Source organism: Tsuneonella mangrovi, from assembly GCF_002269345.1.
Classification (GTDB): domain Bacteria; phylum Pseudomonadota; class Alphaproteobacteria; order Sphingomonadales; family Sphingomonadaceae; genus Tsuneonella; species Tsuneonella mangrovi.
In genome coordinates, this window is the sequence record NZ_CP022889.1 from 751,719 (window position 1) to 773,431 (window position 21,713).

Here is a 21,713-nt window from a genome sequence, read left to right on the forward strand (position 1 = left end):
CTATTCGACGGGAGCAAGGCTCGCTGCCGAGCGGGCGATCGAGTCGGGATCGTGCGTGAACCGACCGCCTGCCCTGCGCATGGCAAGTGCGAAGATTGCATCAGCCATCATTGTCGCCTTGACCGAGCGATACGCGCGATACCTGCCGTGCATGAACAAGTTGGTCAGCGGCGCGAACACGATCCCCAGCCGTTCGAGCAGCCGCCGGTCGCCTTCGCGGCGCCCACGCAGCAGGCCCGGGCGCAAGATATCGAGCCGCTTGAAGCCGAGCCTGCTGAGGTCACGGTCGACCTCGCCCTTCACCTGCAGGTAGAAATTGCGGCTGGCGTAATCGGCCCCGGCGGAACTCACTGCGATCATCCGCTCGATACCGTGCGAGCGCGCCGCACGGGCGGTATCGAGCACCAGCGTTTCGTCCACTGCGCGAAACGTCTCTTCGCTGCGCCCTGCCTTGCGCCAGGTCGTGCCGAGCGCGCTGACCAACACATCGGGCGCGATCGTCGCCAGCACGTCGCCCCATCCGGCGGGGTCGGCAACATGTAGTTCCATCCGAGCGCCACGCGGCAAGGGCATCTCGCGCCGCGCGATCGCGACAATCTTGACGTCGCTGCGCCCCACCGCCCGCTCGATGAGCGTGCGCCCGATCAGGCCCGATGCGCCAACCAACGCGATCCGCACAGGGTCAGACATTGCGTAGCCCGTCGGGCACCTTGCCGTAGATCCGTGCGCACTGGTCGATCGCAAACCGGTCGGTCATCCCGGCGATGAAATCAGCCAGCTTGCGGCTGCGGTTGGGTTCGCTTTCGGGAAGGATCGCTTGCCAGTCGCGCGGCAGCTGGTTCGCGTCCTGCGAGTACGCTGCAAACAGCCTGCCCACGACGTCGCGCGCCTTCTCCGCCGCCGAGATCTGGTCCGGGTGGTAATAGAGCTTGTCGTACATGAACCGCTTGAGACCCCGTTCGGCGGTTGTCATTTCAGGAGAAAACCCGGCCAATCGCCCCGAATGCTCGCGCACTTCGGTAACGCTCGCTACATCCGCCACGTTTGCACGGGTATGCTCGATCACGTCGTTGACCATCGCGCCGATCTGGCTGCGGACCAGTTCGCGCAGCTGCAATTCGCGGCTTGCACTTGGGAACCGGCGCTCGACTTCGCGGAAGCGGTCGGCCAGCAGGTCGATCTGCATGAGGTCGTCCAGATCGAGGAAGCCGGCGCGCAGCCCGTCGTCGATATCGTGATTGTCGTAGGCAATATCGTCGGACACCGCTGCCACTTGCGCTTCGAGGCTCGGCCAATTGCCGAGATCGAGCGTGAAGGCTTCGTCGAGCTCGTGAAGCGCCCAGCCCGGCGCGTTGATCGGCCCGTTGTGCTTGGCAAGCCCTTCGAGCAGGTCCCAGGTCAGGTTGATCCCGGGATGCCCGATATAGGGGCTTTCGAGGCGCATCAGCATCCGCAGCCCTTGCGCGTTGTGATCGAACCCGCCCCGCATCGCGAGCGCCTCTTCGAGCGCGGTCTCGCCCGCATGGCCGAACGGTGGGTGGCCGATGTCGTGCGCGAGGCACAGCGCTTCGGTCAGGTCTTCGTCGAGGCCGAGCGCGCGGGCGATGACGCGCCCGATTTGCGCCACCTCAAGGCTGTGGGTCAGGCGGGTGCGGTAATGATCGCCGTCCGGTGCGATGAACACTTGCGTCTTGGAGCGAAGCCGCCGGAACGCGATCGAATGGATGATCCGGTCGCGGTCGCGCTGGAATTCGCTACGCGGGCCGCGCGCACCTTCCCGGTTTTCCGGGAATTCACGGCCGCGCGGAGCGGCGGGGTCGGCGGCGTAACAGGCACGGGTCATGACAGGTCGATGCAGCCCTTAAGGGGCAGGAGCGCGCTCGTCCATTTTCGGCATCGTGGCAATCCACCGCTCGACCGCTTCCAGCCCCGCTTCATCGACGGTCTGCCTGCCAAGCTCGGGCATCGCCACCCCTGGTTCGGTACTGGCCATGCGGTGCACGAGGATCGACTGGTCGGGCCTGCCGGGGACGATGTCGTAGAGCAAGTCGCCGGCACCGCGTCCCGCGGCGACCGGGTGCTTGTAGATCCCGATCGACAGCGGATCGGTCTGTTCCCAGCGCAAATCGAGGCCAGAATTCGATGCGGTCGCGCCGGGCCGATGGCAATGCGCGCAGTTGGCTTCGAGATAGCCGCGCGCCGCCGCTTCGGCAGAGACCACCGCACGGTCTTCCCACAGCGGCACCGGATCGGAGACTTGCGGAACCTTGTCGAGCAGCCCCGCATCGTGGAACCGCGTGAGCCACGCGGTAGAGAGGTTGCGCGCCTTCGGGCCGATCGGCGTGACCTGTCCGTTGAGGCCGTGACATTCCTTGCACTGGTTCTTGTTGGGCACGCGGTAGTCGATCTGCTCACCTGCAGGCGTCGTCACCGGGACCCGCGCTCCTGCAACAGCAAGCCGCGCTTCGGTCTGCGCGTTGTTCCACAAGTATGGCAGCGCGAGCCAGCCGTCCGCCCGGTGAAGCAGCACGCGTGTCTCGACCAGCTGGCGCTTGCCGTCCTTTTCGAACGCGAATGTCTTGATCAACGCCGCACCGACCGGGAGATCGAGCAGGTTCTCGCCGTCGGCATGGGCCTGTTTTCCGTCAGGGATATAGACGAACCGCAGCTTCTCCGCCCCGTCGGACCACAGCGGCGTGTTAAGCCGATAAGGCGTGACCCGCGCCGCCGGAACTTGCGCTGGCGCATCGGCGAAGAAGCCGAAATCGGCCAGTTGGCGCGGCAGGCCGGGATCGAGGATAGCGGCATCGTTGACCTGCGCGTGCTGCGGCGAAGCGGCGATCGCCCCCGCAGCAGTCACCAATGCGAGCCCGAGGATTGCGTGGCGGATCACGTAGCGAGCCGTGCCTCCAGCGAAGCCGGAGCGCCGATATCGCCCATGTCGACCGGGTTGTCGGCGGAAGGCACATTCAGCGGGCCGGGGTTGGCATCGGCCACCGACTGGCCCTGCTTCGTGAGGTTGAGCGACCAGCCGGGCGTGCCCGCCGCCGCATAGAGCGCAGGCGTGTTCGCATCCTGTGTCAGCCCGTCCCACAGTAGCGTCGGCAGTTTTCCGCCGAACGCTTGCACCACCGGAGCAATACCCGGCAGGTCGGGATCCTTGCCGTTTCCGTGCGCCAGGTTCGGCCCGATCACGACGTCGCGCGGATACGGGTTGTACCGCGGATCGTCGAACGGCTTGGTGTAGGTCACCACGACGATCCCTGCAGTAGGGTTGTCGGCGATCATGTTGTTTGCGACCCACACCTTCTCGTTCGCCATCACCATGATCCCGGTGCCGCGCGGCACCCCGCCAACAATGTTGCCCTTGGGTGCGAAGTTGGCTGTGGTATTGCTGCTGACGAGGTTCTCGCGCACCACGACATTGCCGCCGCCCATCTTCGGCAGGTTCGGCAGGTCGAACACCAGTATCCCCCCGGTGTTTCCGGTCGCGAGGTTGCGCTCGACAATCGCGTCACGGCTGTTCTCGATTTCGATTCCGGCGACGTTCTCGCGCGCGATCGAATTGCGCACGGTGATCTTCTCCGACTGGCCGACGTAGATCCCCGCATCCGACGCGCCCGACACTTCGCACCCTTCGATCAGCACACCGGTGCTTTCGACCGGGTAGATCCCGTAAGCGCCGTTGGTCGATTTCGGCCCGTCGGTCCACGTCACCCGGACCCGCTGGTAGACGATCCCGTCGGCATCCTTGGACTTGATCCCGTCGCCCTGGGGGTTCTCGATCGCGAAATCGCGCAAGGTCACGTTGTCCGACGTGACCAGCAGCCCTTCGCCCGCACCCTTCTGGCCGGTGAAGTCGAGCACCGTGGCGTTCATCCCCGCGCCGCGCACCGTCACCCCGTCGACGTCGAGGCTCAGACCATCCTCGAGCTCGAACCGGCCCGGGCCGAGCACAACCTCGTCGCCCGGTTCGCTCATTATAAGCGCCTCCTGCAATCGTTCGGCCGCGCCGTCCCCGGCGGCGACCTCGTGCGTAGCGGCATAGGCGGGGCTCGCGGCGCACAGCGCCAGCGCGGTCATACAGGTCATCCTCATGGCGGAGATGCTGCTACTTACACTCGTGCAAGTCAATCACGCGCGGTGCAATAGATTGCGCTTGTGCGACTCACCGAGCGAGCGCAGATTCTCCTTCCCAACATAGAGTGGAGCATTGTGAAATGATGCATGCGAAGCTTGTTTGCGCAGCCCTCGTGCTGGCCGTAGTGGCAACACCTGCCATGGCCGAAGACTGGGATTTCAGCCTCGGCAACCACACCGGCAAGACGGTCGTGAAGATCGAGGTTTCCCAGGCGGGCAAGAATCAGTGGACCGACCAAAAGGGTGCCGACACCCGGCAGACGCTTGTCGAAAACGGCAACGACTGGACTGTCCACTTCGACAAGCCGGACAACGTTTGCAAGTTCGACTTTCGGCTGACCTACAAGGACAACAGCACCGAAGTGTACGGCGGGATCGACGTATGCAACGATGCCTGGGCGGACCTGTCGTACAAGGACGGCAAGCCGGTCATCACCGGCGAGGACGACTGACCGCGCTTACTGGCACCGAGGAAGGCAGGGCGCCTCAGTCGAGCGCCTTGACGATCTCCTCGACCATCTTCTTGGCGTCGCTGAGCAGCATCATCGTCTGGTCCATGTAGAATACGTCGTTGTCGACGCCGGCATAGCCCACGCCGCCCATGCTGCGTTTGATGAAGAACACCTGCTTGGCCTTGTCGACGTCGAACACCGGCATGCCATAGATCGGCGAGCTCTTGTCGGTCTTGGCCGCCGGATTGACCACGTCGTTCGCGCCGATGATGAAGGCAACGTCGCACTGGGCGAACTCGGAGTTGATGTCTTCCAGTTCGAACACTTCGTCGTACGGCACGTTGGCTTCGGCCAGCAGCACGTTCATGTGCCCCGGCATGCGCCCCGCGACCGGGTGGATCGCGTACTTCACCTCGACACCCTTCTCCTTGAGGATGTCGGCCATCTCGCGCAGTGCGTGCTGCGCCTGCGCCACCGCCATGCCGTATCCGGGGATGATGATGACCTTCTCGGCCTGTTCGAGCATGTAGGCCGCGTCTTCCGCGCTGCCGGTCTTGTAGGGGCGCTGTTCGCCGCCACCGCCGCCGGACGACGAGGCGTCGGCCCCGAACCCGCCCGCGATGACCGAGATGAAGCTGCGGTTCATCGCGCGGCACATGATGTAGCTGAGGATTGCGCCCGAGGAGCCGACCAGCGCGCCGGTGATGATCATCGCGGTGTTGTGCAGCGTGAAGCCCATCGCTGCTGCCGCCCAGCCCGAGTACGAGTTGAGCATCGATACCACGACCGGCATGTCGGCCCCGCCGATCGGGATGATGAGCAGGAAGCCGATAATGAATGCAAGCGCGGTGATCACGCCGATCACCCACAGGCCCTGGTCCTGCGTGAAATACGCCACCAGCCCGAGGATCGCCGCCACCGTGCCGAGGTTGATCACATGCCGCGCGGGGAGGATGATCGGCGCGCCGCTCATCTTCCCCGCAAGCTTGAGGAACGCGATGACCGAACCGGAGAAGGTGATCGCACCGATGGCAATGCCGAGGCCCATTTCCACCCGGCTCTGCGGTTCGATCATGCCTTCAAGGCCGGTAATTCCGAATGCCGAGGGGTTGAGGTAGGCCGCCCAGCCGACCAGCACCGCGGCCATGCCCACAAGCGAGTGGAATGCAGCAACCAGCTGCGGCATGTCGGTCATCTTGATTCGCCGGGCGATGAACCAGCCAATCGAACCGCCGATGGCGATGGCGGCGAGAATTTCGAGTGCGGTCGTATAGTCGGGAACGAACGCGAAGGTTTCGTTCGATCCAGGCTGCGAACCCGGAAGCGACGGGCCGACACCGGAATACAGACCTCCGGGAAAATGCACCACCAGCGTCGTCACCACCGCGATGGTCATGCCAATCATGCCATAGCGGTTGCCCGCGCGGCTCGATGCCGGGCTCGACAGCCCGCGCAGCGCGAGGATGAACAGCACGCCCGAAGCGAGGTAGGCGAGCAGCGCCCACGCGGGCGGCGCGGCGTGTTCGATCACTTGCCGCTCTCCTTCGCCGCTGGCTTGTCCTTCTTCTTGTACATCGCCAGCATCCGCGCGGTGACTGCGAAGCCGCCGAAGATATTGACGCTCGCCAGCACCACCGCCAGCAGCCCAAGCCACTTCGACCCCGCGCTCCCCGCAGCGGCCGCCGCGATCAGCGCACCGACCACGATCACCGATGAAATCGCGTTCGTCACCGCCATCAGCGGCGTGTGCAGCGCCGGGGTGACCGACCAGACGACGTAGTAGCCGACGAAGCACGCCAGCACGAAGATCGAGAGGATGCTGATAAAGTCCATTGGCTTATCCCTTCAGCCTCTCGTTGACGACTGCCCCGCCCTGCGTCAGCCGCACGGCGTCGCCGATTTCCTCGTCGAGCACGGGCTTGCCAGCTTCCTTGTCCCAGAAGGCGGAGAGGAAGTTGTAGAGGTTACGCGCAAATAGCGCCGATGCGTCGGCAGCGAGCGTCGCGGGGGTGTTGGCATAACCCATGATCTTCACGCCGTGTTTTTCGACAACCTGGTCGGGCACCGAACCTTCGACGTTCCCGCCTTGTGCCACCGCGAGGTCGAAGATCACGCTGCCCGGCTTCATCGTGGCGATCTGCGCATCCGAAATCAGCCGCGGCGCTGCGCGGCCCGGGATCAGCGCAGTGGTGATCACAATATCCTGCTTGGCGATATGGCCCGAAACCAGTTCGGCCTGCGCCTTCTGGTATTCTTCGCTCATCTCGGTGGCGTAACCGCCCGAGCCTTCGCCTTCGATCCCTTCGACACTTTCGACGAAGATCGGCTTCGCGCCGAGCGACTGGATCTGTTCCTTGGTCGCACTGCGCACGTCGGTGGCCGAGACTTGCGCGCCAAGGCGCTTGGCCGTCGCAATCGCCTGCAATCCGGCAACGCCCACGCCCATCACGAATACGCGTGCGGCCTGTACGGTCCCGGCAGCGGTCATCATCATGGGGAACGCGCGGCCATACGTATCGGCCGCGGCGATCACCGCCTTGTAGCCTGACAGGTTCGACTGGCTCGAAAGCACATCCATGCTTTGCGCGCGGGTGATGCGCGGCATGAATTCCATCGACAGCGCCTCGAGCCCTGCCTTTGCGTACGCCTCGACCCGATCGCGCCCTTGTACTGGAGTGGGGCCGAACGGATCGAATGTCGCGGCGACCCACGCGCCCGCCTTCGTGCCCGCGAGCGCTGTCGGATCGGGTGCCTGTACGCCGAGCACGATGTCCGCGTCCTTCACTACCGCAGCGGCAGCACCGACCTCGGCTCCGGCGTCGGAATAGGCTGCATCGGTGATCGACGCGGTCGCCCCCGCGCCGTGCTCGACCGCGACGGTTGCACCCAGCGAAATGAACTTTTTCGCCGTTTCGGGAGTCATCGCCACGCGGGTCTCCCCCGGCGCGGTCTCCTTGAGGACTGCGATCCGCAAGGGTCGGGTCAGCGAGAGATGATCAGGATAACGATTAGGGTAATGATCGCGATTGCCGGAACCGCCACCCGCAGCAGCGTGGTGAAGCTGCCGTAAGTCGCTTCGTGCGCTTTCATGTCGTTCGTATCTGCCATTGATATTCCAGCCCCTGGTAAAGTGCGTTTCGCTTGCCTCCCTATCGCGGCCCTGCGCATCGCTCAAGCCCTCCGGTGATAGCCTTAAGCCGGTCTTTACCCAATCGCCGTATAGCGAACCACTGGACCATAGTGGGATGAACCGGGGGAACATGGCAGACGGTGAAGACCGCCTCCTGATGTTGATCGACGACGAGCCGGCGCAAAGTCGGCTGATCACTGCGCTCGCCGCCCGCGAGGGTTGGCGCACGCTGGTCGTCGCCGACTCGGAAAGCGCGATTGCCACGCTGGGCACCCGCCAGGGGATGCAGCTGTCCGCGATCATCCTCGACCAGTGGGTTCCGGGCGACGATGCCTGTTCGCTGATCGAGGAACTCAAGGCCCGCCGCCCGGGCCTGCCGATCCTGATGCTGACCACCAGCGCCAGCCCGCTACTCGCAGTCGAGGCGATGCGCTCCGGCGCGACCGACTATCTCATCAAGCCCGTCGCGCCCGATCGCCTGATGCAGGCGCTGCGCAGCGCGACTCGCCAGGAAGCCGCGCGCGACGAATTGCAACCGCTGACCGAAAAATTCGGCGCAGTGCTCGATTTCGACACGATGGTCGGCACCTCGCCGCCATTCCGCGCAGCCCTCGCCAAGGCGGCCAAGACCGCACGCGGCCACGGCAATGTCCTGATCGAAGGCGAGAACGGCACCGGCAAGGAAATGCTGCTGCGCGCGATGCACGCCGCGTCTCCGCGCGCCAAGGCACCATTCCGGCTGATCAATGCGCGCGGTGTCCCGGCAAATTCGATCGAATCGGTGCTGTTCGGGCACGAGAAGGGCGCATTTCCCGGCGCGTTCGAACGCCAGATGGGCGCGCTGCAGTTTTGCGACGGCGGCACGCTGGTGATCGACGAGGTAGACCGGCTCGACATGGCGCTGCAGGCCAAGCTGGCCGAAACGCTCGCCAAGGGCGTCGTCCGCCCGGTCGGGGCCAACCACGGTTACCGCGTGGACGTGCGGGTGATGAGCGCCAGCAACGTTCCGCTCAGCGATGCCCAGTCGGCAGGCTATTTCCATCCAGAGCTGCTCGAACAGCTTGCAGCCACCCGGATTGCGCTGCCGCCGCTGCGCGAGCGGACCGGCGATATTCCTTCGCTGTCGCGCTATTTCCTCAGCCAGATCGGCGAGCAACCCGGCCTGCGTGCACTCTCGATCACCGATAGCGCCCTGTCCCTGCTGTCCGCCTACGACTGGCCGGGCAACGTCCGCCAGTTGCAGCAAGTGTTGTTCCGCGCGGCGGTGTTCTGCGAAGGCGATGCTCTGACTGCGGACAGCTTCCCGCAACTCACCGAACTGCTCGGCGACGAATTCGACGACCCGCGCGATCCGCGCCAGGACGGGGTGGGCGTGATGCTCTACACCGAAGACGGCAACCTGCGTTCGCTCGAAGACATCGAAGCCGACGTGATCCGCCTGGCCATCGGCCACTATCGCGGACGCATGACCGAAGTCGCGCGCCGCCTCGGCATCGGCCGCTCGACGCTCTACCGCAAGCTCGGCGATCTCGGAATCGACAACGCCGCCTAAGGGCCACTGGGAATCGACAACGCCGCCTGAACCCACTAGCCGGACGGGATGACAGACCCGCTCGACTTCTCCGGCCGCTCCGCACTCGTAACCGGCGCCGCCTCCGGCATCGGCACCGCAACCGCCCGCTGGCTCGCCGATCACAACATCGATACCTTGCACCTCGTCGATGTCGACGCCGACGGGCTCGCGGCGCTCGACCTGCCGTGCAAGGTCGAAACCTACGTCCACGACGTGTCCGACCCGCAGTTCTGGGGCGGATTCGAGCGCGCGGTCGGCAAGCTCGATCATGCCGCGGTAAACGCCGGGATCGGCAGTGGTGGCGAGATCGCCGAACAGAGCTTCGAGGACTGGCGCCGGGTGATGGCGGTCAACCTCGACGGCGCGTTCCTCACACTCGCCGCTGCGCTGCGGCTGATGCGCGCCAACGGCGGCGGCAGCGCGGTCGTCACCGGCTCGATCACCGCGGTAAAACCGGTCGCCGGGATCGGTGCCTACGGCGTTGCCAAGGCCGGCGTTGCGCACATGGCCCGGATCGCTGCGGCGGAGAATGCCGCGCACAATATCCGCGTCAACGCGATCGCGCCCGGCGGGGTCGACACCAACATCTGGAACGCGGGCGAAGCGTTCCAGCAAGCGGTTGCCGCACACGGCCGCGAGGCGGCAATTGCGGCAATGGGCGATAGCCACCCACGCGGCCGTTTTGCCACCGCCGACGAACTCGCGCGCGACATCGGCTACCTGCTGTCGGATATGTCCGCCAACGTCACCGGCACCGTGCTGGTGAGCGACGGCGGTTACTCGCTCTAGCGCGTCCTACGCAGGCAATTCGCTGAAGTCGGTCAGCGCCGCATCGCGCAGGCCGCGCCACACGTTGCGCGCCTGCACTGTCTCGAACACGTCGTGGACCCGCAGCAGTTGCACGCCCGCGTCCATCCCCTTGGTCGCCAGCGCGATGCTGCCTCCCACACGCTGCTCGGCAGGCACTTCGTTGCTCAGCGCGCCGATCATCCGCTTGCGGCTGACACCCAGCATCAGCGGCTGCCCGAGCGCGTGGAACAGCGGCAGCGCATTCAAAAGCGTGAGATTTTCGGTCACGTTCTTGCCGAATCCGATGCCCGGATCGAGCACGATCCGCGCGCGATCGATCCCGGCCGCGATCGCTGCGTCGCGCCGCTCCTTGAGCCAATCGAACACGTCGAGCGCCACTGCGGCATAGTCCCCGCCGTCGTGCAGCCGCTCGCCCTCACCCGGCGCATGCATCAGCACCACCGGGCACCCGCGTGCGGCAACGAACTCCGGGCTACGCGGATCGTGGCGCAGCGCGGACACATCGTTGATCATGTGCGCGCCGGCATCGAGCGCAGCCTCCATCACCGCCGGGCGGCGCGTGTCGACGCTGATCGCCGCGCCCATCTGCGCACAGTATTCGACCGCCGGGATCACGCGCTTCAGCTCGTCGCCTTCCCACACCGCCGGTGCGTTCGGCCGGGTGCTTTCGCCGCCGATATCGACCAACGCTGCGCCCGCCTCGAGCATGCGCGCGGCGTGCGCCGCCCCATCCTCGGGCCGGTCGAGGAACTTGCCCCCGTCGGAAAAGCTGTCGGGCGTAACATTGAGGATCCCCGCGACCTGCGGCTGGTCGAGCCGGATCGTGCGCTCGCCCATCTGCAGCGGTGCATGCGCCTTGGCGAGACTAGCCCATTGCTCCGCCGCTTCACCGGCAACGCTCTCGGGCAAGGTCGCGAAAGTCTCCTCAGCTGTCGCAGGCGTAAATCGCTCTCGCTGCGTCACCGTGCCATCCCGCCGCACGATCGCGGCGAAGCGATGCGCGTAGACCAGTCCGCCCGCCAGCCGGACGCAATCGCCCTCTTCGCTCTGCGGGCTGGTGGAAAGGCCGATGGGCTGGAGATAGATGCGATCGGTCATAGCCCCACCGCCCTAGCGCAAACCGCGCCCGATGGAACACATGGAACGCTGTCCTGGAACAGGAATCGCTGGGGACAAATCGGCGGAGCAATGGTCATCGGAGCGGGTTAGCGGCGGGGTTCGGTGTAGGACAGGTTCGATATCGCCGCCGGGGCCATCGAATATCCTTCGCGCAAGTGGCTACTATTGCTCTGCAAATTTCGCTGATCCGCCCGGGCAGATGTATCGCGGCACCTTTTGGCCGGTTTGCTTGGCGACCGAGAGAATGGTCTCTTCGATCCAGCCTGCGTCCATGATGTTCATGAACGACCCGTCATCCGCAAAGTTTATGTTGGCACCATTGACCACCATGAAACCTTCGGCGCCGTCCTTGCTCTGGAACGTGTGGATCGAACCGCCGGGTTCAAACAGATAGCTACCTGCAGTCTGAACATCCTCGGGATACTCGACGTAAGCCCACGAACCGGCTGTCGTATAGAAATGAACCGATCCCGTATGGAAATGCTTGGGCAGGATCGTGCCCGCATCGAAGCGCGCATAGAGTACCCAGACCCCGTTCTCGGCGTCGAGGAAGCAAGGCGTGACGTGCACGCCTGGCAAGACATCTTTCACTTCACCGGCAGAATTGCGATTCAAAGTCAGTAGCCGGTCTTGACTGTTGATGGTTCCAGCAAAGTTCATGGCAAGCTCTCCCTCGCGAACTGACGGAAATTCATGAACCCGATTCCTTGCGCAAACCGACCGAGAAATATTGTCCTATTACGACATAAATTTGTCTTTGAACGACATATGCGCTAATCAGATTGATCATGAATGAAATCATTCGCGCCGCTGCAATTACCGGATTCCGTCGATTGGTCAGGGATCTTGGTGGCGATCCAGGCCATATCCTGCGTTCCGTAGGCCTCAATGATGCCATGCTTGCAGAACCCGACCGGTACATACCGTATCGCAATGTCGTGTTAGCATTCGAAGAAGCCGCCCGAGTGCTGGGCATTCCCGATTTCGGCCTTCGGCTGGCAGCGCGCCAGGATATGAACTTTCTTGGCACTCTGGCGCTCGCCATACAATCGGCATCCAGTGTCCGGGACGGGCTCGCCATCGCCGCCAGGAACATCCACTTCCACACTCCATCGATCAGCATGGAAGGAAGCGGTTCCGATCCAGCCGGATACGAGCGTTTCAGACTGGATATCTTGTTTAAGGAACCGATCGAAATCCCCCAGGCTGCCGAGCACGCGATTGCACATATGTGCAAGGTGGTTCGTGTTCTCTCGGACAATCAAGTGCGCCCATCGCGCATTCATTTTCGGCACCGAAAGTTGGCCAGGGAGCGATGCTACGTCGACCATTTGGGCACCGTCCCGAGATTCGCCTCCGGCTTCGATGGAATTGAACTGCGTTCGGACGAAATCAGGAAGGACCTGCCAACCGGCAACAGGCAATTACAGGGGTTCGTCGAGCGATTCCTGATTGGTGTTGCCCCGCCTTCGGACCTTGCCTTGCCAGATCAAGTACGAGATGTCCTGAGACAGTTGATGCGAGTCCAGCAGCCTGGGCTAGAGGACATTTCCCGCGTCTTGCGGCTACACCCACGGACACTGCAACGTCGGCTAAAGGCATCCGGCACGACCTTCGAGTCCATTCAGGACGAAATGCGGCGCGAACTCGCGGAATCCCTGTTGGGTCAAGGAGAGGTACCCTTGGCAGTCGTCGCACAATCGGCCGGGTTCTCTGACCAGCCCGCTTTCAATCGGGCGTGCCGCCGCTGGTTTGGAATGACGCCGGGCTCGAAGCGAAAGACCTGGCAAGAGGACCATCGCACCGCTCAATTCGGTGCAGCCTGAATTACTATGCCCGCAAATGCCTCGATGCGAGACGACTCAGGTGTGAAAGGCCCGCCGCCTCAATCCTCGTTCGCTAGCAGATACAGCTGCCGCGCCGCGTCGATCGGCTTCACTTCCCCGCCCTGCTCCATGTGCCAGAAGGACCAGCCGTTGCAGCTCGGCGCACCTTGCAGGTCCTTGCCGAGGCCGTGGATGCTGCCGGTCTGCTTCTCGAAAGCGAGCGAGCCGTCGGCACGCACAGTCGCGGTCCAGCGGCGTTTCTTGTCGAATACCTTGGTGCCCGGCGGGATCAGCCCGGCCTCGACCAGCGCGCCGAACGCCACCTTGGGCGCGGCCTTGCGGCTCTGCATCGTGGTGAGCGCGGATTCGTCGAGCGGCAGCTCCTTCTCGATCCGCTTGAGCGCCGCATCGCGATAGACGCCTTCGCGCTCGCAGCCGATCCATTGCCGGTCGAGGCGCTTGGCGACTGCGCCGGTTGTGCCGGTGCCGAAGAACGGATCAAGCACCACGTCGCCGCGCTCGGTCGTCGCCAGCAGCACGCGATAGAGCAGCGCCTCGGGCTTCTGGGTCGGGTGGACCTTGTGCCCGCCTTCCTTCAGCCGCTCGTTGCCGCTGCAGATCGGCAAGACCCAGTCGCTGCGCATCTGCAGTTCGTCGTTCAGCGTCTTCATCGCGCGATAGTTGAAGTGATACTTCGCCTTCTCGCCGTGGCTCGCCCACAGCAGCGTTTCGTGCGCGTTGGTGAAGCGGGTGCCCTTGAAGTTGGGCATCGGGTTGGTCTTGCGCCAGACGATGTCGTTGAGGATCCAGAACCCCAGGTCCTGCAGGATCGCGCCGACGCGGTAGATGTTGTGGTAGCTGCCGATCACCCACAGCGCGCCGTCGGGCTTGAGCACGCGCTTGGCCTCAGTGAGCCATGCACGGGTGAAATCGTCGTAGGTCTTGAAGCTGTCGAAGCGGTCCCACTCGTCGGTTACCGCATCGACCTGGCTGCCGTCGGGCCGGTTGAGGTCGCCACCGAGTTGCAAGTTGTATGGCGGATCGGCGAACACGAGGTCGATTGAGGCATCGGGCAATTTGCGCATCGCCTCGACGCAGTCGCCCGTCAGGATCTGCCCCAGCGGCAACTTCTGCGCTGCAGTGTCAGCGGCATTCGCAGCGCGCCGAGCGCGCATTTTCGTGGCCTCGATGACCCCCATCAATCTCATCCCCGTCTTGAGTTATCCACAGGGTGAGTCCAACCGGACTCCGCGTCAAGCACAGAGTTTGCCCGATTATGGTTAACGCCGCGTCAACCATGAAAGAACATAAGGTGTCCGGCACAAGATATTGAGTCCGTGCCGATTCCCGAGACTCGATATCGTGGGGTGTGGCGCGGAAGACTCGCTATTCGTCAACCTTCGCATTTTCCCGGTCCAGCTCCGCGCCGCGCGGATCGTGCGTGGCCGCGGCAATCCCGGCGGGAGTGAATTCCATCAGTTCGTCGGTCTTCGGCGAATAGCGCGGCCAGCCCGGCAGACCGGGACCGTTGGGATCGCCGGTCATGGCGAAATTCACGAGATAGGAACTGATCGTATCGCCCATGTCTTCGTCGCGCGGGGTCGTGGCCTCGCCGTACTTGATCGCTTGCGTATCGAAGAAGAACGGGATGTCGGTCGCGTGCCACGCGCCTTTGTCGTTCAACGCTTGGGCGACGTAGGAAAAGCGATACTCGTAAACCGGGACACCTTGCCTGGCGATTGTGCCTGCAACGGCGCGCGCGCCCGCCACCATGTATCCGGCCTTGCCGCCGATATCGTCGCCGGTCGCGCCGATCATCAGCGGGACGTGCGAGAATTCTCCCGAAGCGTAGGCCTTGGCAGCATCGACCGCGATCTTGCCGTCGACGAACGGACTGGAGAACGTGCGCACCTCCCCCGGCTTGATCTCGAAGTTGGCGAGGTTGAGCCCGCCGACCACATCGTCTGGCGCAAGTGCGCGCAGCTTGGCCAGCGATCGCGGATCGCCAGCAGCAATTCCCTTGGTCCTGGCGAATGCCAGCCCGTCCCGCTCGGCTTCGCGAAGACCGCCTGCCTCGATAGCCTTGGCATCGCCACCCGACATTACCACCGCCTTGGCAAAGAGACCTTTGGCCAGCGGCGAAGTCAGCAGGAAATGGACAGAGTATCCGCCTGCGGATTCGCCGATGATCGTCACGTTGTCCGGATCGCCGCCGAACGCTGCGATGTTGCGTCGGACCCATTTGAGCGCGGCGATCTGGTCGAGATAGCCGTAATTGGCGAAGAAGCCGCTGTCGCCATTCGCTGCGGTCAACTTCGGATGCGCGAAGGTTCCGAACCGGCCAAGGCGATAGTTCGCGCTGACGAACATCACGCCCTTCTTCGCGAGCTCCGCCCCGCTGTAGGTCGGCGGCGAGGACCCTCCGTTGACGAAGCCCCCGCCGTAGATCCAGAAGATCACCGGCAGCTTGCCTTTGGCCTGCGCGGGCTTCCACACATTGAGGTAGAGGCAATCCTCGGCTGGCGGCGTGCCGAGTGGCGCGGCGTCGCTGGCGAATGGTTTCTGCATACAGTCATGGCCGTATTGGGTGGCATCGCGCACGCCGCTCCAGCTCGCAGCCGGTTGTGGCGCCCGCCAGCGCAGATCGCCGACCGGCGGGGCTGCAAAGGGAATGCCCTTCCAACTGATCACCCCAGCATCGTCCGAACCGCGTACCACGCCGCTCTCGGTCTTCGCTTCGCTTGGCGGCAAGGCTTGACTGCAACCCGGCACCAATGTGGCAATCATCGCCGCCGTCAGAAGGTTTCTGCGCCCCCGCCCCATCGTATGTCCTCTTGCTCGATCCGGCGCGATCATGGCCAGCATCGGATTTCAGTCAAGCTGCGCTTACTCAGAACCGGATTATGCTTGCGTTGGTCGTAGTGATGGCGGACATCACTCTCGGTCGCGCAGTCAGGGAGGGACGGCATGGCACTCAAGGTAATCGGCGCGGGTCTGGGGCGGACGGCCACGTTCACCATGAAGTTCGCGTTGGAGCACCTGGGTTTCGGGCCCTGCTTCCACATGGCCGAAGTGTTCGCCGACGGCAGGCGGCAGGTGCCGTTGTGGCTCGACGTGATCGCCGGCAAGCCCGACTGGGACGAAGTGTTCAAAGGCTTCCACTCCACCACCGACTACCCCGCCTGCACGTACTGGCGCGAGCTGGCCGAGTTCTATCCGAACGCCAAAGTGCTGCTGACCGTGCGCGACGCAGACAGCTGGTTCGAATCGGTGACCGAGACGATCTTTTCCGAAGCCATGCAGGGCGGCCTGGTGGGCACACCGCGCGGCGACATGATGAAAGGCGCGATTTTCGATCACTTCGGCGGCGGCGACATTCGCGACCGCGCCTTCATGACCGACTGGTTTGAGAAGCGGAACCAGGATGTGATCGACTCCCTTCCGCCCGAACGGCTGTTGGTGTTCCACCCGCGCCAGGGCTGGGGGCCGCTGTGCGAGTTCCTCGGCGTGCCGGTGCCGCCCGAACCCTTTCCGCGGGTCAACAGTCGCGACGAAATCCAGCAGGCACACGAAGATCGCAAGGACCTTCCATCGGACCCGGACGCTGTCGAAGAGTTCGGCCGCAACTACATCGCCCGGCTCAAGGTCAAGGCGTTCGGCGGCTAAAGCAGCACCATTTGCGCCACCGGGGCGAAGCTCTTCCGGTGGAGCGGGGTCGGGCCGTGAAGGCGCAGCGCCTCCATGTGTTCGGCGGTGCCGTAGCCCATGTTGCGCTCCCACCCGTAGTGCGGATGGTCCTGCGCGGCGGCGCGCATCAGCCGGTCGCGCCATTCCTTGGCGATGATGCTGGCCGCGCCGATCGCCGGTTCCTTGCCGTCACCGCCCACGATCGCGCGGGCAGGCCAGCGCCACCCATCGCACCGCCCATCCGGTGTCATGTTCCCGTCGACCAGCACTTCACCCGGATCGCGCCCAAGCGCTTCCGCCAGCCGCTGCGTCGCCAGCGTCATCGCCAGCATCGTAGCGCCAAAGATATTGAGCCGGTCGATCTCGTCGGGCTCGACGATCCCCACCCCCCACGCGCAGGTCTGCCGCATCAACGGATCGAGCCGCGCACGCGCCTTCGCGGTCAGCTTCTTCGAATCGCCGATCCCGTCCGGGCAAGGCTCGCAAAGCACGACTGCAGCGGCTACAACCGGCCCTGCCAGCGGCCCGCGCCCGGCCTCGTCAACCCCGGCGACCAGCGGCGCAGGCGCGAAATCGGAATGGGGAGTTCCACAGAGCATGACCAGGACGCAGTACCTCGCCGCCATCCTATCCACGGTGCCGCTCGCGCTCGCAAGTTGCGGGACGCAGGCAGCGGGGGACAGTGCTGTCGTTGCGAGCCCTTCCGCCGAGGTGGAACGCCCGTTCACAGTGACCGAGCATGGTGCGTTCGACGAACCGTGGGGTGCCGACTTCGCGCCGGGAACCAGCGTGCTGTTCGTCACCGAGAAGCCGGGCACGATGAAGTTCGTCGACGTGGCAACGGGCCGGTCCGGCAGCGTCTCTGGCCTGCCCAAGGTCGATTATGGCGGACAGGGCGGCCTTGGCGATGTCGCTTTCCTTCCCTCCGAAGCGGCCCCCGCACTCGGCACACGGACGATCTTCCTGACATGGGCCGAAGCGGGATCGGGAGACACGCGCGGCGCGGCGCTCGGCAAGGGCACCCTCACCTGCGACCAGCCCAACGCTTGCCATATCGAGGGCCTTACGGTGATCTGGCGGCAAGTCCCCAAGGTCACCGGGCGCGGGCACTATTCGCACCGCATCGCCTTCGCGCCCGATGGCAAGACGATGTTCGTTTCCAGCGGAGAGCGGCAGAAGGGCGCGCCGGCGCAGGATGCCACGACCAACCTCGGCAAGATCGTCCACCTCAATCTCGACGGGACGCCTGCCGCAGGCAATGCACTGGCGAAAAACGACGGCGCGCAACCCGATATCTATTCGATGGGCCACCGCAACGTGCTGGGCCTGCAGTTCGATGCGAGCGGCCAGCTGTGGGACCTCGAACACGGGCCAAAGGGCGGCGACGAACTCAACCGGGTGGTGAATGGCGACAACTACGGCTGGCCGGTGGTCTCCGACGGCGACAACTACAACGGCACGCCGATCCCGCGCCATTCGACCCGCCCCGAATTCCATGCCCCCGCGATCAGCTGGAACCCGGTGATCGCACCGGGCGATTTCGTGTTCTATTCGGGCAAGCTGTTTCCGCAGTGGAAGGGCGATGCGGTAATCGCCTCGTTCGCCGTGCCCGGACTGGTGCTCGTCAGGACCGATGGCGACAGCGCGCGGGAAGTCGCCCGTTACCCGCTCGATCGCCGCATTCGCGAAGTGGTCGAAGGGCCCGATGGCGCGCTGTGGCTGCTCGAGGACGGGCCGGAAGGGCACCTGCTTGAGCTGCGGCCGAAGTAGCTGCCCCATCGGGCGGCTCGCGAAAGCCTCGATTGTGCGCCATCTCGGTTGCTGCCATAGATCGCGCTTCTTCGGGCGGATGAAAGCGACAAATGGCAACCGATCGGATTGATGCCGGCGCAGGATCGTCCTCCGACCACAGCGCACCGCCCTCGAAAGGGAACGACATTGTCGGTCACCCTCGCGGCCTGTGGGTACTTGCCGGGACCGAGCTGTGGGACCGGGTCTCGTTCTACGGCATGCAAGCGCTGTTGGTGCTCTACATGGCGGGCCAGTTGCTGGTGCCGGGACGGGTCGAGCACATTGCCGGGTTCGGCGCCTATCGCGCAGTCGTCGAGCAGGTTACCGGACCGCTCGTGCCCGAAGCGCTCGCAGCGCAAACCTTCGGCATCTACGTCGCCATGGTCTCGCTGTTCGCAGCGTTCGGCGGGTTCGTCGGCGACCGCTGGATCAAGCGCAGCCACGCCGTAATCGGCGGCGGCCTGCTGATGACGATGGGCCACTTCGCGCTCGCATTCGACCGCACGTTCCTGGTTGCGCTGGTGTTGCTCGTGGTCGGAGCGGGTCTGCTGCGCGGCAATATGATGGCACAGATCAAGGCTCTCTATCCCGAAGGCGACCGGCGCGAAGGCGACGCCTTCCAGATCTACTACCTGATCCTCAACTTCGGCGGCTTTGTCGCCCCGATCATCACTGGCACACTCGCTGCATTCGTCGGTTGGCATATCGCGTTCGGTTTTGCCGGGTTCGGCATGTTGCTTGGCCTCGTCATCTATCTTGTCGGTATGCGTCACCTGCCCAGGCAGGTCATGCCGCCGAAGCGAAAGCGAAACGACAGTCCGCGCGTTCCGCTGACCCGCGGCGAGAAGCGGCGAGTAGTGGGCCTGTTGTTGTTCTGGCCGATGATCACCGCCTTCTGGGTCACGCAAAGCCAGATCTGGAACGTCTACAACCTGTGGGTGCGCGACCATGTCGACCTGCAGGTCGGATCGTTCACCGTGCCGGTTCCATGGCTCCAGTCGCTCGACGGACTGGCGCCTGCGGTCTTGATCCCGACTATGCTTGCGGTGTGGCGCTGGCAGGCGAAGCGCGGCCACGAACCGGGCCTCGTCGGCAAGCTCTCGATCGGCTGCTTTATCTTTGCGGCAGCGGTAATGCTGCTCGCTTCGGGGCACATGTTCGCCGGAAGCGGCGGCGTGCCTTTGTGGCTGCCGGTGTGCTTCCACATCGTCGCCAACCTTGGTTACGTCTACATCGCACCTGCATCGACCGCGCTTTTTTCGGCCGAAGCGCCGCCGTCGCTGCGCGGGACGATGATCGGCCTCAGCTCCCTGACCACCTTCTTTGCCGGCTTCATCAGCGGCTGGCTGGGCGGTCTCTACGTCACGCTCTCGCCCGCCATGTTCTGGACGATCCACGCGGCCATTGTCGGCGGGGCGGGCCTCGTCATTCTGATCATCGGCCCGCTCGCTTCGCGCCTTTTTGCCAGTGGCGATCCGATCGCGATGGGGTGACGGGTGACCCGATGTCCTTCTAGATGGTAAGGCTATCCCGAGATCGGTAAACAAGCCTGCGGAGGCAATCATGAAGTACACCAAGCTCGGCCGGACCGGCCTTGATATTTCGCGGCTTTGCCTCGGTTGCATGACCTTCGGCGAGCCGAACCGCGGCACCCACGAGTGGTCGCTTGGCGAAAAGGCGAGCAAGCCGATCCTGCGCAAGGCAGTCGAGGCGGGAATCAATTTCTTCGATACGGCCAACGTCTATTCGGACGGCAGTTCGGAGGAGATCGTCGGTCGCGCGCTCGAAGACCTCGCGCCGCGCGAGGAACTGGTCATCGCCACCAAGGTCAACGGGCGAATGCACCCGGGGCCGAACGGCGCGGGCCTGAGCCGCAAGGCGATCATGCAGGAAATCGACGCCAGCCTGAAGCGGCTCGGCACCGACTACGTCGATCTCTACCAGATCCACCGCTTCGACTACGACACGCCGATCGAGGAAACCCTCGAAGCGCTGCACGACGTCGTGAAGGCCGGCAAGGCGCGCTACATCGGTGCCTCGTCGATGTACGCTTGGCAGTTCGCCACGATGCTCCACGTTGCCGAGGCCAACGGCTGGACGCGGTTCGTGTCGATGCAGAACTACGTCAACCTGATGTACCGCGAGGAAGAGCGCGAGATGCTGCCGCTGTGCGCGCAAGAAGGCATCGGGGTTATCCCGTGGAGCCCGCTGGCGCGCGGCCGCCTGACCCGCGACTGGCAGGACGAGACCAAGCGATCGCAGACCGACCAGTTCGGCAAGTACCTGTTCGGCCGCACCGAAGAAGCGGACCGCAAGGTTGTCGAGGCGGTCGCCAAGATCGCCGAGGAGCGCGGGGTTCCGCGCGCGCAGATCGCGCTCGCCTGGGTGCTCGCCAAGCCTGAAGTCTCCGCCCCGATCATCGGCGCATCGAAGGAAGCCCACCTCGACGATGCAATCGCGGCACTCGAGATCGATCTGACCGAAGACGAGATCAAGCGGCTGGAAAAGCCCTATATCCCCCACGCGGTGGTCGGATTCAGGTGAACCATCCCATGCCCGAATGGCCCTCCTGATCGGGCCCAAGCCGATTTCCCGTCGACACGCGCTGCGAGCGCCCCTAACGGCGCGCGCACATGGCTTCCATCGTTCCCCTCGAAGCGGTCGACCCGCAGCTGGTCGAAGACCTGCTCGATGCCGCGTTCGGGCCGGACCGGCACGCGCGCACCGCCTATCGTATCCGCACGGGAATGGACTGGTTGCCTGCATTGAGCTTCGCCGCGCTCGATGACGACGACTACCTCGTCGGCTCGATCCAGCTGTGGCCGGTGGCGCTGACCGGGACGGGTGGGGACGGAAAGCCCCGCGCGCACCCGATGCTGATGGTCGGCCCGGTGGCGGTGATGCCCGGGCGGCAGGGAGAAGGGTTCGGCAAGGCGCTGATGGCGACCGCGCTCGGCGCGATCGACCCCAAGGCGCCGCTGCCGCAAGTCCTGATCGGCGATGCCGAGTACTACGGCCAGTGGGATTTCTCCGCCCGGATGACCGGCGGATGGCAGTGCCCCGGTCCTTACGAGAAGCACCGCCTGCTTGCCCGCGCGAGCAGCGACGCGGTCCTGCCGGTGGAAGGAATGCTCGGCCCGTGGATCGGAAACTTGGCGAACTGACCGCGATCTGGCATCCGCGCT

The 21,713-nt window shown here is 64.4% G+C and carries 22 protein-coding genes; 9 read left to right on the top strand and 13 right to left on the bottom strand.

Going from position 1 to position 21,713, the window contains the following annotated elements; genetic code table 11:
• From CJO11_RS03700 to CJO11_RS03715, 4 genes are read right to left on the bottom strand one after another with little or no spacing between them, the layout of a single operon-like run.
• Entirely contained in the window at nt 1-690 is a 690-nt protein-coding gene (locus tag CJO11_RS03700; RefSeq protein ID WP_095011507.1) for an NAD(P)H-binding protein, read from the bottom strand.
• Entirely contained in the window at nt 683-1,843 is a 1,161-nt protein-coding gene (locus tag CJO11_RS03705) for a deoxyguanosinetriphosphate triphosphohydrolase (RefSeq protein ID WP_095011508.1), read from the bottom strand. The genes CJO11_RS03700 and CJO11_RS03705 overlap by 8 nt, the downstream gene beginning before the upstream one ends.
• An 18-nt stretch (nt 1,844-1,861) precedes the next feature.
• Nucleotides 1,862-2,893, bottom strand: a complete 1,032-nt coding sequence (locus CJO11_RS03710; RefSeq protein ID WP_095011509.1) for an SO2930 family diheme c-type cytochrome — start codon at nt 2,891-2,893, stop codon at nt 1,862-1,864.
• The gene (locus CJO11_RS03715) at nt 2,890-4,098 is read right to left on the bottom strand and encodes a parallel beta-helix domain-containing protein (protein WP_095011510.1); all 1,209 of its coding nucleotides are present in this window, start codon (nt 4,096-4,098) and stop codon (nt 2,890-2,892) included. Before CJO11_RS03715 ends, CJO11_RS03710 begins: the two co-directional genes overlap by 4 nt.
• A gap of 167 nt (nt 4,099-4,265) precedes the next feature.
• Here CJO11_RS03715 and CJO11_RS03720 point away from each other — a divergent pair, with 167 nt between their 5' ends.
• Nucleotides 4,266-4,592: a hypothetical protein gene (locus CJO11_RS03720; RefSeq protein ID WP_150124969.1), complete on the top strand. Its 327-nt coding sequence runs from the start codon at nt 4,266-4,268 to the stop codon at nt 4,590-4,592.
• A gap of 34 nt (nt 4,593-4,626) precedes the next feature.
• On the opposite strand, the gene CJO11_RS03725 is transcribed toward CJO11_RS03720, so the two are convergent.
• The 4 genes from CJO11_RS03725 to CJO11_RS03740 are packed head-to-tail and all read right to left on the bottom strand — an operon-like array spanning nt 4,627 to nt 7,700.
• Complete coding sequence (locus CJO11_RS03725) at nt 4,627-6,123, bottom strand: NAD(P)(+) transhydrogenase (Re/Si-specific) subunit beta (RefSeq protein ID WP_240504550.1); 1,497 nt, start codon at nt 6,121-6,123, stop codon at nt 4,627-4,629.
• Entirely contained in the window at nt 6,120-6,425 is a 306-nt protein-coding gene (locus CJO11_RS03730; protein ID WP_095011512.1) for an NAD(P) transhydrogenase subunit alpha part 2, read from the bottom strand. The genes CJO11_RS03725 and CJO11_RS03730 overlap by 4 nt, the downstream gene beginning before the upstream one ends.
• A gap of 4 nt (nt 6,426-6,429) precedes the next feature.
• Nucleotides 6,430-7,566 (bottom strand): NAD(P) transhydrogenase subunit alpha, encoded by a 1,137-nt coding sequence (locus tag CJO11_RS03735; protein WP_205651102.1) that lies wholly within the window; start codon nt 7,564-7,566, stop codon nt 6,430-6,432.
• 8 nt (nt 7,567-7,574) lie between these two features.
• Nucleotides 7,575-7,700: an aa3-type cytochrome c oxidase subunit IV gene (locus CJO11_RS03740; protein WP_150125040.1), complete on the bottom strand. Its 126-nt coding sequence runs from the start codon at nt 7,698-7,700 to the stop codon at nt 7,575-7,577.
• A gap of 152 nt (nt 7,701-7,852) precedes the next feature.
• Here CJO11_RS03740 and CJO11_RS03745 point away from each other — a divergent pair, with 152 nt between their 5' ends.
• Both CJO11_RS03745 and CJO11_RS03750 read left to right on the top strand, forming a co-directional pair.
• A complete protein-coding gene (locus CJO11_RS03745) occupies nt 7,853-9,274 on the top strand; it encodes a sigma-54-dependent transcriptional regulator (protein ID WP_095013198.1) in 1,422 nt (473 codons plus the stop codon).
• 48 nt (nt 9,275-9,322) lie between these two features.
• Nucleotides 9,323-10,084 (top strand): SDR family NAD(P)-dependent oxidoreductase, encoded by a 762-nt coding sequence (locus CJO11_RS03750; protein WP_095011513.1) that lies wholly within the window; start codon nt 9,323-9,325, stop codon nt 10,082-10,084.
• A gap of 6 nt (nt 10,085-10,090) precedes the next feature.
• Here the strand turns inward: CJO11_RS03750 and folP are convergent, their stop codons facing one another.
• Nucleotides 10,091-11,203: a dihydropteroate synthase gene (gene folP / locus CJO11_RS03755; RefSeq protein WP_095011514.1), complete on the bottom strand. Its 1,113-nt coding sequence runs from the start codon at nt 11,201-11,203 to the stop codon at nt 10,091-10,093.
• Between the two features lie 183 nt (nt 11,204-11,386).
• A complete protein-coding gene (locus tag CJO11_RS03760) occupies nt 11,387-11,884 on the bottom strand; it encodes a 2,4'-dihydroxyacetophenone dioxygenase family protein (protein WP_095011515.1) in 498 nt (165 codons plus the stop codon).
• A 128-nt stretch (nt 11,885-12,012) separates the two neighbouring features.
• Here CJO11_RS03760 and CJO11_RS03765 point away from each other — a divergent pair, with 128 nt between their 5' ends.
• Complete coding sequence (locus CJO11_RS03765; RefSeq protein ID WP_095011516.1) at nt 12,013-13,050, top strand: AraC family transcriptional regulator; 1,038 nt, start codon at nt 12,013-12,015, stop codon at nt 13,048-13,050.
• A 59-nt stretch (nt 13,051-13,109) separates the two neighbouring features.
• On the opposite strand, the gene CJO11_RS03770 is transcribed toward CJO11_RS03765, so the two are convergent.
• Together CJO11_RS03770 and CJO11_RS03775 are read right to left on the bottom strand one after the other, a co-directional pair.
• Nucleotides 13,110-14,225, bottom strand: a complete 1,116-nt coding sequence (locus CJO11_RS03770; protein WP_095011517.1) for a site-specific DNA-methyltransferase — start codon at nt 14,223-14,225, stop codon at nt 13,110-13,112.
• Between the two features lie 211 nt (nt 14,226-14,436).
• On the bottom strand, nt 14,437-15,873 hold the full coding sequence (locus tag CJO11_RS03775; protein ID WP_095011518.1) for a carboxylesterase/lipase family protein: 1,437 nt from the start codon (nt 15,871-15,873) through the stop codon (nt 14,437-14,439).
• A 144-nt stretch (nt 15,874-16,017) separates the two neighbouring features.
• Here CJO11_RS03775 and CJO11_RS03780 point away from each other — a divergent pair, with 144 nt between their 5' ends.
• On the top strand, nt 16,018-16,716 hold the full coding sequence (locus CJO11_RS03780; RefSeq protein ID WP_095011519.1) for a sulfotransferase family protein: 699 nt from the start codon (nt 16,018-16,020) through the stop codon (nt 16,714-16,716).
• Here the strand turns inward: CJO11_RS03780 and CJO11_RS03785 are convergent.
• Nucleotides 16,713-17,336 carry a ribonuclease HII gene (locus CJO11_RS03785; protein ID WP_095013199.1) on the bottom strand — a complete coding sequence of 208 codons (624 nt, stop codon included), beginning with the start codon at nt 17,334-17,336 and terminating at the stop codon, nt 16,713-16,715. The two genes, CJO11_RS03780 and CJO11_RS03785, sit on opposite strands and share 4 nt — an antisense overlap.
• On the opposite strand from CJO11_RS03785, the gene CJO11_RS03790 reads away from it, so the two are divergent.
• From CJO11_RS03790 to CJO11_RS03805, 4 genes are all read left to right on the top strand, one after another.
• Nucleotides 17,335-18,507, top strand: a complete 1,173-nt coding sequence (locus tag CJO11_RS03790; RefSeq protein ID WP_095011520.1) for a PQQ-dependent sugar dehydrogenase — start codon at nt 17,335-17,337, stop codon at nt 18,505-18,507. The genes CJO11_RS03785 and CJO11_RS03790 overlap by 2 nt on opposite strands.
• A 92-nt stretch (nt 18,508-18,599) precedes the next feature.
• A complete protein-coding gene (locus CJO11_RS03795; RefSeq protein ID WP_095011521.1) occupies nt 18,600-20,021 on the top strand; it encodes a peptide MFS transporter in 1,422 nt (473 codons plus the stop codon).
• Nucleotides 20,022-20,091: 70 nt separating this feature from the next.
• A complete protein-coding gene (locus CJO11_RS03800; RefSeq protein ID WP_095011522.1) occupies nt 20,092-21,072 on the top strand; it encodes an aldo/keto reductase in 981 nt (326 codons plus the stop codon).
• An 89-nt stretch (nt 21,073-21,161) separates the two neighbouring features.
• Nucleotides 21,162-21,692 carry a GNAT family N-acetyltransferase gene (locus tag CJO11_RS03805; RefSeq protein WP_095011523.1) on the top strand — a complete coding sequence of 177 codons (531 nt, stop codon included), beginning with the start codon at nt 21,162-21,164 and terminating at the stop codon, nt 21,690-21,692.
• The last annotated feature ends 21 nt before the right edge of the window (nt 21,693-21,713 follow it).